At 63.4% G+C, this 14,300-nt stretch carries 15 protein-coding genes; 2 read left to right on the plus strand and 13 right to left on the minus strand.

Features of this window, described 5'->3' with window-relative positions; all coding sequences use genetic code 11:
- Positions 1-154: 154 nt before the first annotated feature.
- Entirely contained in the window at positions 155-589 is a 435-nt protein-coding gene (locus OSH10_RS12110) for an endonuclease domain-containing protein (RefSeq protein ID WP_266332016.1), read from the plus strand.
- Between the two features lie 71 nt (positions 590-660).
- Here OSH10_RS12110 and OSH10_RS12115 read toward each other — a convergent pair whose 3' ends face one another.
- The 10 genes from OSH10_RS12115 to OSH10_RS12160 all read right to left on the minus strand — a co-directional run bounded on the left by OSH10_RS12115 (position 661) and on the right by OSH10_RS12160 (position 9,397).
- Positions 661-1,011: a TfoX/Sxy family protein gene (locus tag OSH10_RS12115; protein ID WP_266332018.1), complete on the minus strand. Its 351-nt coding sequence runs from the start codon at positions 1,009-1,011 to the stop codon at positions 661-663.
- Positions 1,012-1,019: 8 nt separating this feature from the next.
- Positions 1,020-1,685 carry a thiaminase II gene (gene tenA / locus OSH10_RS12120; protein WP_266332020.1) on the minus strand — a complete coding sequence of 222 codons (666 nt, stop codon included), beginning with the start codon at positions 1,683-1,685 and terminating at the stop codon, positions 1,020-1,022.
- 235 nt (positions 1,686-1,920) lie between these two features.
- Positions 1,921-2,310, minus strand: a complete 390-nt coding sequence (sufA, locus tag OSH10_RS12125; RefSeq protein ID WP_266332022.1) for a Fe-S cluster assembly scaffold SufA — start codon at positions 2,308-2,310, stop codon at positions 1,921-1,923.
- A 54-nt stretch (positions 2,311-2,364) separates the two neighbouring features.
- On the minus strand, positions 2,365-2,817 hold the full coding sequence (locus tag OSH10_RS12130; protein WP_266332372.1) for a VOC family protein: 453 nt from the start codon (positions 2,815-2,817) through the stop codon (positions 2,365-2,367).
- A 9-nt stretch (positions 2,818-2,826) separates the two neighbouring features.
- Positions 2,827-3,222 (minus strand): SUF system Fe-S cluster assembly protein, encoded by a 396-nt coding sequence (locus tag OSH10_RS12135; RefSeq protein WP_266332024.1) that lies wholly within the window; start codon positions 3,220-3,222, stop codon positions 2,827-2,829.
- A 9-nt stretch (positions 3,223-3,231) separates the two neighbouring features.
- Positions 3,232-4,464, minus strand: coding sequence for a cysteine desulfurase (locus OSH10_RS12140; RefSeq protein WP_266332025.1), 1,233 nt, complete (start codon positions 4,462-4,464; stop codon positions 3,232-3,234).
- Positions 4,461-5,774, minus strand: coding sequence for a Fe-S cluster assembly protein SufD (sufD, locus tag OSH10_RS12145; protein WP_266332026.1), 1,314 nt, complete (start codon positions 5,772-5,774; stop codon positions 4,461-4,463). The genes OSH10_RS12140 and sufD overlap by 4 nt, the downstream gene beginning before the upstream one ends.
- A gap of 17 nt (positions 5,775-5,791) precedes the next feature.
- The gene (gene sufC / locus OSH10_RS12150; RefSeq protein ID WP_266332027.1) at positions 5,792-6,541 is read right to left on the minus strand and encodes a Fe-S cluster assembly ATPase SufC; all 750 of its coding nucleotides are present in this window, start codon (positions 6,539-6,541) and stop codon (positions 5,792-5,794) included.
- A gap of 167 nt (positions 6,542-6,708) precedes the next feature.
- A complete protein-coding gene (gene sufB, locus OSH10_RS12155) occupies positions 6,709-8,187 on the minus strand; it encodes a Fe-S cluster assembly protein SufB (RefSeq protein ID WP_266332028.1) in 1,479 nt (492 codons plus the stop codon).
- 49 nt (positions 8,188-8,236) lie between these two features.
- Positions 8,237-9,397 (minus strand): cysteine desulfurase family protein, encoded by a 1,161-nt coding sequence (locus tag OSH10_RS12160; protein ID WP_266332029.1) that lies wholly within the window; start codon positions 9,395-9,397, stop codon positions 8,237-8,239.
- Positions 9,398-9,620: 223 nt separating this feature from the next.
- Here OSH10_RS12160 and OSH10_RS12165 point away from each other — a divergent pair, with 223 nt between their 5' ends.
- Positions 9,621-10,274: an alpha/beta hydrolase gene (locus tag OSH10_RS12165; protein ID WP_266332030.1), complete on the plus strand. Its 654-nt coding sequence runs from the start codon at positions 9,621-9,623 to the stop codon at positions 10,272-10,274.
- 381 nt (positions 10,275-10,655) lie between these two features.
- Here the strand turns inward: OSH10_RS12165 and OSH10_RS12170 are convergent, their stop codons facing one another.
- From OSH10_RS12170 to OSH10_RS12180, 3 genes are all read right to left on the minus strand, one after another.
- The gene (locus tag OSH10_RS12170; RefSeq protein WP_266332031.1) at positions 10,656-11,405 is read right to left on the minus strand and encodes an outer membrane protein; all 750 of its coding nucleotides are present in this window, start codon (positions 11,403-11,405) and stop codon (positions 10,656-10,658) included.
- 427 nt (positions 11,406-11,832) lie between these two features.
- Positions 11,833-12,558 carry an outer membrane protein gene (locus OSH10_RS12175; protein WP_266332373.1) on the minus strand — a complete coding sequence of 242 codons (726 nt, stop codon included), beginning with the start codon at positions 12,556-12,558 and terminating at the stop codon, positions 11,833-11,835.
- Between the two features lie 524 nt (positions 12,559-13,082).
- Positions 13,083-13,877: an outer membrane protein gene (locus OSH10_RS12180; RefSeq protein WP_266332032.1), complete on the minus strand. Its 795-nt coding sequence runs from the start codon at positions 13,875-13,877 to the stop codon at positions 13,083-13,085.
- Between the last annotated feature and the right edge of the window lie 423 nt (positions 13,878-14,300).

Below are 14,300 nucleotides of genomic sequence, written 5' to 3' on the forward strand. Positions count from 1 at the left end.
CCCCTCACCCCAGCCCTCTCCCGCACGCGGGCGAGGGAGTCCGGGCGGAGCGTTTGGACGGATGATGGTCGCGTTCTGACTAAAACCCACAGGCGGAAAAGCCCTCGCCCGCTTGCGGGAGAGGGTTGGGTGAGGGTCTTGCTTCGGGGGAGCCATGCGGAGGGAAATCGCAAGAGCCCGATCGCTCCGCCGGACCCAGACGGACGCCGAACTGAAGCTCTGGCTGCATCTCCGCGATCGCCGACTGGAAGGGCTGAAGTTCCGCCGGCAGGTGCCGATTGAAGGCTACTACGCCGATTTCGTCTGCAAGGATGCGATGCTGATCGTGGAACTCGATGGCGGACAGCATGCGGAATTGCGCGCCGCACATGACCAACAGCGCGCCGAGGTCCTGGCTGGCATTGGCTATCGGGTCATCCGGTTCTGGAACGCGAACGTCTTCGAAAACATCGGGGAAGTGCTGAGGCAGATCGCAGAGGCCTGTCAGCAAGCCCCTCACCCCAGCCCTCTCCCGCAAGCGGGCGAGGGGGCGATCACGACCGATCGCGAACGACCGGAGACGCCGGTCTTGGCGAATGGCGATGACTAGCCAACCCGCTTGATGAAGCCCGCCGGCTGAAAAGCCCTCGCCCGCTTGCGGGAGAGGGTTGGGTGAGGGGCTTACTTCCGCTGCTTCACCGGCTTTTTCGCATTGGCGCGGATCGCGACGTCGATCGCCGCCAGCGCCCAGTCGCGCAACTCGTCGGTGTCGTCGAGCAGACGCTCCGGGATGCGGTAGTAGTTGAGGGACGTCTTGCCGCCATTCTTCGAGCCATAGACGAAGGGGCCGCAGCCCTCCGCCTCGAAGGCCGCGCGCGTTTCGTCGTCGGCCTTGAGGAAGATCCCGTCGCTCTGCCAGATGCCGAACATCAGCCCGTCGCGAAAGAAGCCGAGACCGCCGAACATGCGGCGGATGCGGACGCCGCCGACGGGCTCGAACAATTCAGCGAGGTAATCCAGGTCAGCCGTCATAGCGATGCTCAGCCTGCGAGATCGAGGCCCATCTGCCAGAAATCGGCCTCCAGGCGAACCGCCTGGCGGAAGATCTCCAGCAGGCGCGGATAGCGCGCTTCGGTCAGATAATCTGCCGCAAGCCGGTCGATCTGCGCAAGGCTGGCCTCGGCGACGGCCTGATAGCCCTCGCCCGCATATTCGCGGATCCAGGGCGCATAGGGATTTGCCCCATCGAGACCGGTGCCGGACGCCGCAAGATCGGCGCCGATCTCCGCATAGCCGACGACGCAGGGCGACAGCGCCACGATGAGATCCAGCATGTCGCCACGAAGCCCCGCCTCCTGCACGAAGCGCGTATAGGCGACGGTGGCGCGGGCTTCCGGCATGGTCTCGACGGCGTCCTGCGACAGGCCCCATTCGGCGCAGAGCTTCAGATGCAGGCTGGTTTCGTCGAGGATCGCGTGCATGCCGGCCGACGCCTTGCGCATTTCCATCGCATTCGGCGCCTTGTAGACGCCAATCGCATAGGCGCGGGCAAACTCCATCAGGAACAGATAATCCTGCACCAGATAGTGCTGGAAGCTGGCCTTGGGCAGCGAGCCGTCCCCGAGGCCGAGGACGAAGGGATGGCGGACATAGGCGTCCCAATCGGATTTCGCGTCTGCCTTCAGGCGTTCAAACAGGCTCGACAAGCCGCTCTCCATGCTGGAATGGGATGGATTTCAAGGGGCGGGACACGGTTCTCAACATCCTGAGGAGGCCCGAAGGGCCGTCTGGAAGGACGCAGAGCGTCGCTATTCCTGCCCTTGGGCCGCGCGTCCTTCGAGACGGCTTTCTCCGAAAGCCTCCTCAGGATGATGAAAATCTGGGGCTGCACAACTGCCTCGTACACCTCTCCCCGAGGGGACGGTGCAGGAAAGAAGGCTCTTAGCGATCGGCCGTCGCGGTTGCCTCGGAGAGGTCCGCCGGCTTCAGCATGACGGATTCACCGCAGCCGCAGGCCGAGACCTCGTTCGGGTTCTTGAACACGAAGCCGGAACGCAGCTTGGTGGTCTCGAAATCCATCACCGTGCCGAGCAGATAGAGGACGGCGGCCGGATCGATGAAGACGGTGGCGCCCTTCTCCTCCAGACGCTCGTCCTTCGGATCGGCCTCTCCAACGGGCTTCATGGTGTATTCCATGCCGGCGCAACCGCCCTTCTTGACGCCGATGCGCAGGCCCAGCACGGGCTCGTCGGAATCCTCGACGATCTCGCGCACGCGCTCCGCGGCGGCTTCGGTCAGGGTCATCACGGCAAAGCGTGAACGGACGCCCATGGCATATCTCCAATTCGCGGCGCGAAGCGCCCTTGTCGATCCTAAGATCGGCTTTCAGATCCCGTTCTGCAAGGCGCTCACGGGTAGATCGGAATCGTTGGCCCAGATGCCCGGCGTCGCCAGTTCGACGACATGGCCATCGGGATCGTTGAAATAGAGGCTCTCGCCGCCCTGCGGCCACTTCATCTCGGCGGTCACCGTCACGCCCCTGGCGACCAGATGATCGCGCCACTGGGAAAGCGCATCCTTCGGGATGCGCAGCGCGAAGTGATAGGGGCCGCTGCTGTCATGTGCGGGAATGGTGCCGCCCGGCAGCACGACATCGCTTAGCGTCGCGCCACGCAGGAACACCAGCAGGACGCTGGACGGACCGGCATCGAAGGCAACGAGACGCGTATCCTCGAGCATAGGACGCAGGCCGAGAATGTCCCGATAGAAGCTGGCCGCGCGCTCGATATCGTCGACATAGATCGCCGTTTCGAGAACACCCGTGATCGGAGGCGCCATCGTCATGCCTCAGTACCAGTCGAGCGCGACGCGGGCCTCGTCCGACATGCGGTCCTGCGACCAGGGCGGATCGAAGGTCATGGTGACATCGACGCGGCCAACGCCCGGAACCGAACCGACGGCGTTCTCGACCCAGCCGGGCATCTCGCCCGCCACGGGACAGCCGGGTGCCGTCAGCGTCATCTCGATCGCGACATTGCGATCGTCGTCGACGTCGATCTTGTAGATCAGGCCGAGTTCGTAGATGTCGGCCGGGATCTCGGGATCGTAGACCGTCTTGAGCGCGGCGACGATGTCGCCGGTCAGGCGCTCCAGTTCCTCGGCCGGAATGCTGGAAACCGGCGCTTCCGGTGCCGCGGCCGCCGTCTCGTCCTGCCCTTCGCCGATCACTGCGATATCGTCCATTTCAGATCCTCATGCGAAGAAAGAGTGCGCCTTGATCAGCGCATCGGCAAGCCGGTCGACTTCATCGAACGTATTGTAGAGACCGAACGATGCCCGACATGTGGAGGTCACGCCGAAGCGGTGCAAGAGCGGCTGGGCGCAATGGGTACCCGCGCGGACGGCGACGCCCTCGCGGTCGATGATGGTCGAGACGTCATGCGCATGGGCGCCGGCCATCTCAAACGAGAGGATCGCGCCCTTGTCCTTCGTGGTGCCGAAGATCTTCAGGCTGTTGATCGCCGAGAGGCGCTCGGTCGCATAGTCGCGCAGCGCCAGTTCATGCGTCAGGATCCGGTCGCGGCCGAGACCTTCCATATATTCGAGCGACGCGCCGAGCCCGATCGCCTGGACGATCGGCGGGGTGCCGGCCTCGAAACGATGCGGCGGCAAGCCATAGGTGACATTGTCTTCGGTGACATCGCGGATCATCTCGCCGCCGCCCAGGAAGGGCGGCATGACCTCGAGCAGCGCCTTCCTGGCATAGAGCACGCCGATGCCGGTCGGACCGTAGAGCTTGTGGCCGGTGACGCAATAGAAGTCGGCGTCGAGCGCCCGTACGTCGACCGGCAGGTGCACGGCGGCCTGGCTGCCATCAACCAGCACCTTGACGCCATGGGCGTGGGCGATGCGGATCACGTCCTCGACCGGCACGATGGTGCCGGTGACGTTCGACATATGCGTGATCGCGACGATCTTGGTGCGCGGCGTGATCAGCTTCTCGAATTCGTCGAGCAGGAAGGTGCCGTCATCGGCGATCGGCGCCCATTTGATCACCGCGCCCTTGCGCTCGCGCAGGAAATGCCACGGCACGATGTTGGAATGGTGCTCGAGGATCGAGACGATGATCTCGTCGCCCTCGCCGATCTCCATCTGCCCCAGCGACGAGGCGACCAGATTGATCGCCTCCGTCGAGGAGCGGGTGAAGATGATCTCGTCGACCGATCCGGCATTCAGGAACCGCCGCACCGTCTCGCGCGACTTTTCATAGGCGTCGGTCGCGACATTGGAGAGGTAATGCAGGCCGCGATGGACGTTGGCATATTCTTCCGAATAGGCCTTCGTCACCGCGTCCAGCATCGCCTGCGGCTTCTGCGCCGAGGCGCCATTGTCGAGATAGACGAGCGGCTTGCCATAGACCGTCCTCGACAGGATCGGAAAATCCCGCCTTATCGCCCGAACGTCATAGGCGCCCGGCTCGCTCATGCTGCCTCTTGCCCGCGCGCGGCGAGCCAGTTGCGGGAGATCTGCTCGAAGGCTTCACCGATGGCTTCATCGCCAAGGCCCTCGATGGCTTCGGCCAGGAAGGCCGTCACCAGCAACGTCTCGGCCTCGGCGCGGGGAAGGCCGCGCGAAAGCAGGTAGAACAGGATGTCCTCGTCGATCTCGCCGCTGGTCGCGCCATGCGCGCACTGGACGTCGTCGGCGAAGATCTCCAGCTCCGGCTTGACGAAGAAGGACGCGTCCTCGGAAAGGAGCAGGCCCTGCGTCATCATCCGGCCGTCGGTCTTCTGCGCATCGGGGCGCACGATGATCCGACCCTGGAACACGCCTTCGGAACGGCCGTCCATCACCGCCTTGAACAGTTCGCGGCTGGCGCCATTCGGCACGGCATGATCGACGCTGAGCGCGATGTCGGCGTGCTGCTTGCCGCGCAGCATGGTGGCGCCGAACAGGCCGGCGCGCGCGTTCTCGCCCGAATAGGTGACGAAGGTCTGCGAGCGCGAGATCGCGGCGCCGATCATCAGAGTCAGGTGATCGAACGCGGTCTCGGTGCCGATGGTGACGGCGAGCGTACCGAGATGGACGCTGGCATCGCCCTCGCTCTGCAGCTTGGCCCACACGACCTTGGCGCGATGACCCGCCGTCGCCTCGGTGACGATGTTGGCCTGGTAGGCGCTGCCGGCCGGGCCGACATGCGTCTCCAGGATGCGAACGGAAGCGTCGTCGCCCACGGTGACGAGGTTGCGCACATGCGAGGCGACAGCCGAGGTCGTCACATGGGCGATCTCGATCGCCCGCTCGATGCGGACGCCGGCTGGAACCTCGATGGCGACACCACCCAGCATCAGCGCGGAATTCAGCGAGACCATTGCATCGTTCAGCGAGGCGACCTGCAGGCCGATGCGCGCATCGCCTTCCTGGAGGAGATCGACCAGCGGACGGATGGTGACGCCGTCGATGCCGGCGAGATCGGACAGCTCCGGACGGAAGCTGCCATCGACCACGACCAGGCGCGCCCGGTCGAGACCCGGCAGCGGATCGGCCAGCGTGCTCGTCTCGGCGGTCGGGCCGATCGCCAGCGGCGGCACGGTGCGCAGCAAGGCGCGCAGATCCGTATAGCGCCAGGCTTCGGTCCGGCGATGCGGCAGACCCTGCTTCTGGAAGGCGGCGAAGGCATTTTCGCGCGCCGCGGCGATCGCCGGCGAACCCGGCAACTGCGTGCGGGCGGCGGCGAATTCCAGCGCCAGCGTTTCTTCAGCCTGTGTGCGCAGGATGCGCGGCTCGGCGTTCATCGATGCCACTCCCCCGCTCAAGCCGCTTCGCCGGCATAATCGGCATAGCCCTTGGCTTCGAGCTCCAGCGCCAGCTCCGGACCACCGGTGCGGACGATGCGGCCCGCCGACATCACATGCACCTTGTCGGGCACGATATGGTCGAGCAGGCGCTGATAGTGGGTGATGACCAGCATGGAGCGGCCGGGATCGCGCAGCGCGTTGACGCCTTCCGAAACGACGCGCAAGGCATCGATGTCGAGGCCCGAATCCGTCTCGTCGAGGACCGCCAGCTTCGGCTCCAGCAGCGCCATCTGCAGGATCTCGTTCCGCTTCTTCTCGCCGCCGGAGAAACCGACATTGAGCGGACGGCGGAGCATTTCCTGAGTCACGTTCAGCTTTTCCGCTGCCGTCTTCACGCGGCGCATGAAGTCCGGCGTGGTCAGCTCGGCCTCGCCGCGCGCCTTGCGCTGGGCGTTCATGGCGGCCTTCAGGAAGGTCATGGTGGCGACGCCGGGGATTTCCAGCGGATACTGGAAGGCCAGAAACACGCCGGCGCTAGCGCGCTCTTCGGCCGGCATCTCGACGATGTCCTTGCCGTCGAACAGGATCTCGCCATCGGTGACGTCATAGCCATCGCGGCCGGACAGCACGTAGGAAAGCGTCGACTTGCCGGAGCCGTTCGGCCCCATGATCGCATGGACTTCGCCGGTCGGCACGATCAGGTCGACGCCGCGCAGGATCTCCTTGCCGTCGATGGAGGCGTGGAGGTTCTTGATCTCGAGCATAGTGTTGTTCCGTTCAAACTGGCTGTCTGAACCCTCCGCTTGAGGGAGGGTCGAAGCGCTGCAAGCGTTTCGGGGCGGGCTTTCCGGTGTCTGGACCGAGCGCCCCTCCCGAAACCGGCTCTGCCGGTTCGACCTCCCCTATCCGGGGAGGTTCAGAGAGAAAGGGCTTAGCCGACCGAGCCTTCGAGGCTGATCGAAATCAGCTTCTGGGCCTCGACCGCGAACTCCATCGGCAATTGCTGGATGACGTCCTTGACGAAGCCGTTGACGATCAGCGCCACGGCCTCCTCCGACGAAAGTCCGCGCTGCAGGCAATAGAACAGCTGGTCGTCGGCGATCTTCGAGGTCGTCGCCTCATGCTCGAACACGGCGCTGGCATTCTTCGACTCGATGTAGGGCACGGTATGCGCGCCGCACTTGTCGCCGATCAGAAGGCTGTCGCAATTGGTGAAATTGCGCGCGCCGGACGCCTTGCGGTGCGCCGAGACGAGGCCGCGATAGGTATTGTCCGAGCGGCCGGCGGCGATGCCCTTCGAGATGATCCGGCTCTTCGTGTTCTTGCCGAGATGGATCATCTTGGTGCCGCTGTCGACCTGCTGGTAGCCGTTCGACACCGCGATCGAATAAAACTCGCCCTGGCTGTCATCGCCGCGCAGGATGCAGGACGGGTATTTCCAAGTGATCGCCGAGCCGGTCTCGACCTGGGTCCACGAGATCTTCGAACGGTCGCCACGGCAATCGCCGCGCTTGGTCACGAAGTTGTAGATGCCGCCCTTGCCGTCCTTGTCGCCGGGATACCAGTTCTGGACCGTCGAGTACTTGATCTCGGCATCTTCCAGCGCCACCAGCTCGACCACCGCCGCATGCAGCTGGTTCTCGTCGCGCATCGGCGCCGTGCAGCCTTCGAGATAGGAGACGTAAGCCCCCTTCTCGGCGATGATCAGCGTGCGCTCGAACTGGCCGGTGTTGCGCTCGTTGATGCGGAAATAGGTCGACAACTCCATCGGGCAGCGGACGCCCTCCGGGATGTAGACGAACGACCCATCCGAGAACACGGCCGAATTCAGCGTCGCGTAGAAATTGTCGGTCACCGGAACGACGGAGCCGAGATATTTCTTCACGATCTCCGGATATTCGCGGATCGCTTCCGAGATGGCGCAGAAGATCACGCCGGCCTTCTTCAGCTCTTCCTTGAACGTCGTCACGACCGAGACGGAATCGAACACCGCGTCGACCGCGACCCGGCGATCCGATGCGCCCTCGACGCCGGCCAGGATCTCGCGCTCGCGCAGCGGAATGCCCAGCTTCTCGTACATGGCGAGCAGTTCGGGATCGACCTCGTCGAGCGACTTCGGACCCGGCGTGCTCTTGGGCGCCGAATAATAATAGAGGTCTTCGAAATCGATCTTCGGATAATGGACGCGCGACCAAGTCGGCTCCGTCATGGTCAGCCAGCGCCGATAGGCGTCCAGCCGCCATTCGAGCATCCAGTCGGGCTCGTTCTTCTTGGCGGAGATGAAGCGGACGATATCCTCCGACAGGCCCTTGGGCGCGCGGTCGGATTCGATATCGGTCACGAAACCGTATTTGTACTGATCGACGTCGATCTGGCTAACCTGATCGACCGTCTCCTGAATTGCAGGCATTGCCTACTCCATCCACAGCGGTTTCAAGGACCGCGGGTTGAGTGCGTTGTCATGCGGCGCGTGTCACGCCCGGCGCGAGCCGTCTCATGACACGTCCCCAGACCTCCGTAAATCTACGTATGTCGGATTCGGTGGTCGCCCATCCGAAACTGACGCGGATCGCGGCCTTCGCCTGGGATTCGGGCACGTTCATGGCCTTCATCACATGCGAAACACCGACTTTTCCCGAAGAGCAGGCCGAACCGGCGGATACCGCCACGCCTTCGAGATCGAGCGCGATCACCAGCGTTTCCGCCTGGAGACCGTCGACGCCGAGTGACAGCGTCTGCGGGAGCCGCTCGGCGCCCCCGCTCAAGAGAATGGCCGGAGCCGCCGCCGTCGCGATCCCGTCGCGCCAGAGGCTCCACGCGGCAGACCGCTCCAGATCGGCGCGGGCACAATCCGCCGCCACGCCGAAGCCGATGATCGCCGCCACGTTCTGGGTGCCGGCGCGGCTGTATTTTTCCTGTCCGCCGCCGACCAGGAGCGGCAGGGGCGAGACGAGATCGCCGCCCAACACGATTGCGCCAGCCCCCTGCGGCCCGCCGATCTTGTGGGCGGAAAGGGTCAGGAAATCGACGCCGAGCGCTCCGATATCGACCGGGATCCGGCCCGCCGCCTGGATCGCGTCGGTGTGGACCAGCGCGCCAAACCTGCGCGCCAGCGCCGCTATCTCGGCAACCCTCTGGATCGTCCCGGTCTCGTTGTTGGCCAGCATGACGGAGACCAGCACCCGCTTGCCTTCGGCGGCAGCCAGTTCCAGCGCCGCGCCCAGATCGGTGAGGCTCAACCGCCCCTCGCCATCGACCGCGACCGGACGGACCCTGTCGGGGCCGAAACGGCCGCCGGCCAGCACGGACGGATGCTCCGTCGCGCCCACCAGCAGCAGGTCGATCGCCAGTTCACCGGCACCCATACGCATGCGCGGCGACAGCACGGTGACATTGGCCTCGGTGCCGCCGGAGGTGAAGATCACGCGGGTCGGGTCGGCGCCGACAAGGGCTGCAACCCGGCGGCGCGCCGCCTCGACCCGGGCGCGCGCGGCCCTGCCCTCACCATGCACGGAGGACGCATTGCCGGTCGCATCCAGCGCATCGATCATCGCCATGCGCACTTCGGGACGAAGCGGCGCACCGGCATTGTAATCGAGGTAGATACGCGGCGCGGCCACGGCTGGCAGTCTCCCGTTGCAAGGCGGATGTCGCATTATGCTTGAAATCCGGACCCTGCCTCATGCTACAAGGCCCGCTACAAGGCAGGATCGACATCCGACGCCGATTTCGAATAATTCTAAAGTGTTCTAGAAACCCTGAGCATCAGAGTCAAGTTAGGATTTGACGCTGATATAGGTCACTTGGGGCGTTCTGAACAGATCGAAAGGTCCGAGGCTAAACATGCCCGAGGTTATTTTCACCGGCCCCGCCGGCCGCATCGAGGGACGCTTCCAGCCGTCCAAGGAAAAGAACGGCCCGATCGCCATCATCCTTCATCCGCATCCGCAGTTCGGCGGCACGATGAACAACGCGATCACCTATCAGCTGTTCTACATGTTCGCGAAGCGCGGCTTCGCGGTGCTGCGCTTCAACTTCCGCGGCGTCGGTCGCAGCCAGGGTGAATTCGACCATGGCGAGGGCGAGCTTTCGGACGCGGCTTCGGCGCTCGACTGGGCGCAGACCATCCACCCGGACGCGCGCGCCTGCTGGGTCGCCGGCTTCTCGTTCGGCTCGTGGATCGGCATGCAGCTGCTGATGCGCCGCCCGGAGATCGAGGGCTTCATCTCGATCGCGCCGCAGGCCAATCTGTACGACTTCTCGTTCCTGGCGCCCTGCCCGTCTTCCGGCCTGATCGTGCATGGCGACCAGGACAAGGTCGCGCCGCCCAAGGACGTGCAGACGCTGGTCGACAAGCTGAAGACGCAGAAGGGCATCATCGTCGAACAGACGATCATGCCGGGCGCCAACCATTTCTTCGAAGGCCAGGTCGAGCCGCTGATCGATATCTGCGGCAACTATGTCGACAAGCGCCTCGCCATGCTGAGCGCCGCCTGACACTTCCGTCCGGCAGCGCTTCGGCGCTTCCGATGCTGGTTTCGACGGCCCGCGGCGACCTCGCCGCGGGCCGTTTTCCTTGGACGATCCAGAGGCCCGGGACCGTGAGCAGCGGCCAGCGGTTCATCCAGGCGACGGATGGATCAAGATCGCGCTTCGATCCCGCTCCGCTCCGGCGGAGCCCGGCCGAGGCCCGAAAACAACGCGTGTCCGAAGGCGATACCCTCGATCGATCAAGACTTTGCAACAAGAGCCTGAGGCTTTGAATCCGATCGGCGCGCGACGGGCACCGCCCAAGTCATCCTGGCCGCCTTCCCGCGCCACAAAAACCAAAAGGCTCCGCCGAAGCGGAGCCTTTCAGAGTGCGCCCCGTCCGTAAGATCAGAACTTGTAGCTCAGGCCGACCGTGACGGCCGTCTGCGTCCAGTCGGCATCGACCGGACCTTCCAGCAACTGGTAGGTCTTGTTGCCGAAATCGGTGTAGCGAAGTTCGGCACGGGCGATCCAGTTGGGCGAGAAGGCGTATTCGGCGCCGACACCCACCGTCCAGCCGACATGCGTGTTGCTGTCGTCGGAGCCGAAGTTCGTGTCGGTGTCGAAGTTGTATCCATTCGATGACAGCTTGCCGTCTGCGAAGGCGATACCGCCCGTGCCATAGACCAGGAAGTTGTCGAAGGCATAGCCGGCACGGGCCCGCAGCGAGGCCTGCCACTGGCTCTTCATCTCGAGGTTACCCTCGACATAATCGCCGCCGAAATTCGTCACATAGCCGGCATAGCCTTCGCTGCCCTTGATGTTGGCGTAGTCGAGATCGCCCTCGACGCCGAAGACGAACTGGTCCATCTGCCAGTTGTAGCCGGCATGGACACCACCGATGAAGCCGTCCATGTCGAAGCTGTCGGCAGCTTGCGGCAATGGCTCGGGATCGCCAAACAGATTGCTCTGGTTATCGTCCTCGCTGCCCCAGGCATAGCCGGCATGCACACCGGCATAGAAGCCGGACCAGTTGAACGCGGCGGGGGCCACGACGACCGGCGCCGGTTCGTAGGTGAGATCGGCGGCGCGCGCTCCACCGAGGCCCAGGGCCAGGACAGATGCCGCTGCCGTCGCAGTCAGTAGCGAGTGTTTCATTGCGGGCCTCTTCAGTCTTACTGTTCACAAAGAATGCGATGCAAGTGCCACCCAGATGACGAAGCGTAACACCGGATTCGCAAACAAACCATTGCCGATTGATTGCATTCAGCAAGAATCCGAGGCGCTAAAGGCTGATTCCGTGACAATATTGCCATATCGAAAACAATACTGTCTTGCCCCGTTCCCAGAGTATGGAGCGCATCTACATTTTAGCTAAACGCGCGGCTACTTAGCTAATCGAACAATTCCTAATCGGGAGCCGCTCCTGCGCGTCGACACCAACGTGACGGCGGACCGACGATCGCCAGCCGTGCGTTAAGCTCCGCGCCGGATCGAGCGTCGGCCAGAACAGGTCCAATGCAACATCCCAATAGAAAAGGGCCCTGCACTGCAGGGCCCTCCAGTATGGATAGGAGACGCGGGATCAGAACTTGTAGTTCAGACCGGCCTTGAGGGTGTGGAAGGCGACGTCGGACTTGAATGACCCACCGAAATCATCCCCGGCGTCTGCTGTGACGCTGCCAAGATCGACGTAGAGGTACTCAGCCTTCAAAGTAACGTTCTTTGTAATCCCGTACTCGACACCGGCGCCAGCGGTCCACCCCCAATTCGTATCTGAATCCGAGTAGCTACCGCTACCGTCGCCATCATACGAGCCAGACACCTTAACCTTGCCATAAGCGGCGCCACCCGTTCCATAGAACAACACATTGTCCCAAGCATAACCAAGTCGCCCGCGAATGGTGCCGAACCAATCTACCTTGGTTTCATTGCTCTCCGAATACCCATCGCTATAGTCGACGGAATGCTTGGCTTCGATGCCCGATGCGGCGAAATCGGTCTCCAGGCCGACGACCCAGTTCGTGTTGAACTGCCAGTTGTAGCCAGCCTGAACACCGCCAAACGCGCCAAACGCGTTGTCGCTGAAGTTGTAGCCGTCGCCCGGAACTTCGGGATCGTAGTAGCGGAACTGGGAATCGATATTTCCGCCGCCGATGCCGCCATGGACACCGATATAGAAGCCCGTCCAGTTGAAGACTTCCGGAACGGCCACCGGGGCCGGTTCGTAGGTCAGGTCGGCGGCCTGGGCGCCTGCGACGCCGAGTGCCAGCACGGATGCCATGGTTGCACTGCGAAGAATGAATTTCATCATAGAGCCCCTTCGCTCGGAAAACTGGGTCCAGACGGCCGATGGATTGGGGGGAGCGGCCGTTCAGGTAGCTTCAAGCTAGCGCAACGCCGAACGCCTGACTGTGGCAGAATCGCACCATTAATTGGACAAGTGACGCACGGTCAGACAAGGTTTTGCATCATGAAGAGATATCTCCCTTAGTACATTTCCTGTAGAAAACTGACCGATCAAGCGAATTGGCGCCAGTTGCCCCCGCGTGGCTGCCGCCAATCTATCGGACAAACAAAATCATCTAGGCTAGCGGAAACCGCATCGAAGCCCGCCGACCAGCCACCTGAGAGTTACAGGACCGGGCGGTACAGCGATTTACCCAACCGGAAGCTCGTCCGATCGATTCTCTGGATGGGGGCAGGAGTCGGGCCTTGTCCCACGACCGGCATTCGCGGCGGTTCCGGCACGACTGGCGCGCCGCGGCATGCGCATGGCCACGAAAAAGGGCCCCGCCTTGGCGGAGCCCTCTGAACGCTGGACCGTCCAGGCGATCAGAACTTGTAGTTCAGACCGGCCTTGATGGTGTGGAACTTCGTGTCCACGTCGGCGCTGTCGAGATTGATGTAGCGGAAGCCGGTGTCGTGAACCGTCACGTCGCTGGCGAGGCTGGCGCTGCCGAGATCGACATAGAGGTATTCGGCCTTCAGCGTGACGTTCTTGGTGATGCCGTATTCGAAGCCGGCGCCGACCGTCCAGCCCCACTGGGTATCCGAGTTCGATCCGCTGAGAACGTCGTCACCGTTGTCGTAGTCGATGTTGTACGACGTCTTCACGTGGCCGTAGGCCGCGCCGCCCGTGCCGTAGAACAGGACATTGTCTACCGCGAAGCCGAGGCGCGCCCGAAGGGTGCCGAACCAGTCGACCTTGCTGTCGACGCCCATGTTCAGCGGGCGGGTGCTGCCGCCCCAGGACTCGATGCCGAATACGTTCGAGCTATCGCTGGAGATGCTGGCGGCGGCGATATCGGCCTCCACGCCGGCAACGAAGCTGGAGCCGAACTGATAGTTGTAGCCGACCTGGACACCGCCGAAGCCGCCATTGGCGTTCTCGTCGTCACTGCCGCCGAAGGTCGAGAACCCCAGGACCTCATGTTCCTGGAACCCGGAGACGGAATAGTCGTTCTTGCCGGCCCCGAGGCCGCCATGGACGCCGACATAGAAGCCGGTCCAGTTAAACACCTCGGGCGCGACGACGACCGGCGCCTCGATCAGATCCGCGGCCTGGGCACCGGCAGCGCCCAGTGCCAGAACGGAAACAAGCGTCATTCCATGCAGAATTGCTTTCATGCTCAGCCCCTGTTGGTGAAGATATCCCCGCAACCGCTGTAAGGATCGCCGCCCCGGATGACGCCAAGCTAGTTTAGTCAGACTAGAAAAACTGTTGCTGAAATGCAGCAATATCCCGAATTGACGTAGGGTCCCCGTCGCTTTCGAGCGCCTTCGCGACTGCGTCTGACACCCACGGCCCTCGCAACCCGTTGACACGATATCGCTTAAGACGCCGACGCTACGAGAACCAAAGTAATTTCCGGCGAAATTCCCGGCAGTCGCCGGGATACGATTCTGCGATACGCCCGCTTGTCGCGAGCCGGCCTCTGCGGGCGCGGCGCGCCAACGACGCTTCATTCCGGACCAGGCGCCAGCGCGGCGCTTGCTGATTCTCGCCCGATCGCTCCGCAGCGGAAAGGCCGGCGCCGCAGGCGATGCCCC

Source organism: Kaistia defluvii, assembly GCF_026343955.1.
Classification (GTDB): Bacteria; Pseudomonadota; Alphaproteobacteria; order Rhizobiales; family Kaistiaceae; genus Kaistia; species Kaistia defluvii.

Bases quoted from the DNA above. Each gene is read 5' to 3' on its own strand.
- OSH10_RS12110 (WP_266332016.1), top strand. From the start codon at position 155: ATGCGGAGGGAAATCGCAAGAGCCCGATCGCTCCGCCGGACCCAGACG.
- OSH10_RS12115 (WP_266332018.1), bottom strand. From the start codon at position 1,011: ATGACGGCTGACCTGGATTACCTCGCTGAATTGTTCGAGCCCGTCGGC.
- sufA (WP_266332022.1), bottom strand. From the start codon at position 2,310: ATGGGCGTCCGTTCACGCTTTGCCGTGATGACCCTGACCGAAGCCGCC.
- OSH10_RS12130 (WP_266332372.1), bottom strand. From the start codon at position 2,817: ATGGCGCCTCCGATCACGGGTGTTCTCGAAACGGCGATCTATGTCGAC.
- OSH10_RS12135 (WP_266332024.1), bottom strand. From the start codon at position 3,222: ATGGACGATATCGCAGTGATCGGCGAAGGGCAGGACGAGACGGCGGCC.
- OSH10_RS12140 (WP_266332025.1), bottom strand. From the start codon at position 4,464: ATGAGCGAGCCGGGCGCCTATGACGTTCGGGCGATAAGGCGGGATTTT.
- sufD (WP_266332026.1), bottom strand. From the start codon at position 5,774: ATGAACGCCGAGCCGCGCATCCTGCGCACACAGGCTGAAGAAACGCTG.
- sufC (WP_266332027.1), bottom strand. From the start codon at position 6,541: ATGCTCGAGATCAAGAACCTCCACGCCTCCATCGACGGCAAGGAGATC.
- sufB (WP_266332028.1), bottom strand. From the start codon at position 8,187: ATGCCTGCAATTCAGGAGACGGTCGATCAGGTTAGCCAGATCGACGTC.
- OSH10_RS12165 (WP_266332030.1), top strand. From the start codon at position 9,621: ATGCCCGAGGTTATTTTCACCGGCCCCGCCGGCCGCATCGAGGGACGC.
- OSH10_RS12170 (WP_266332031.1), bottom strand. From the start codon at position 11,405: ATGAAACACTCGCTACTGACTGCGACGGCAGCGGCATCTGTCCTGGCC.
- OSH10_RS12175 (WP_266332373.1), bottom strand. From the start codon at position 12,558: ATGAAATTCATTCTTCGCAGTGCAACCATGGCATCCGTGCTGGCACTC.
- OSH10_RS12180 (WP_266332032.1), bottom strand. From the start codon at position 13,877: ATGAAAGCAATTCTGCATGGAATGACGCTTGTTTCCGTTCTGGCACTG.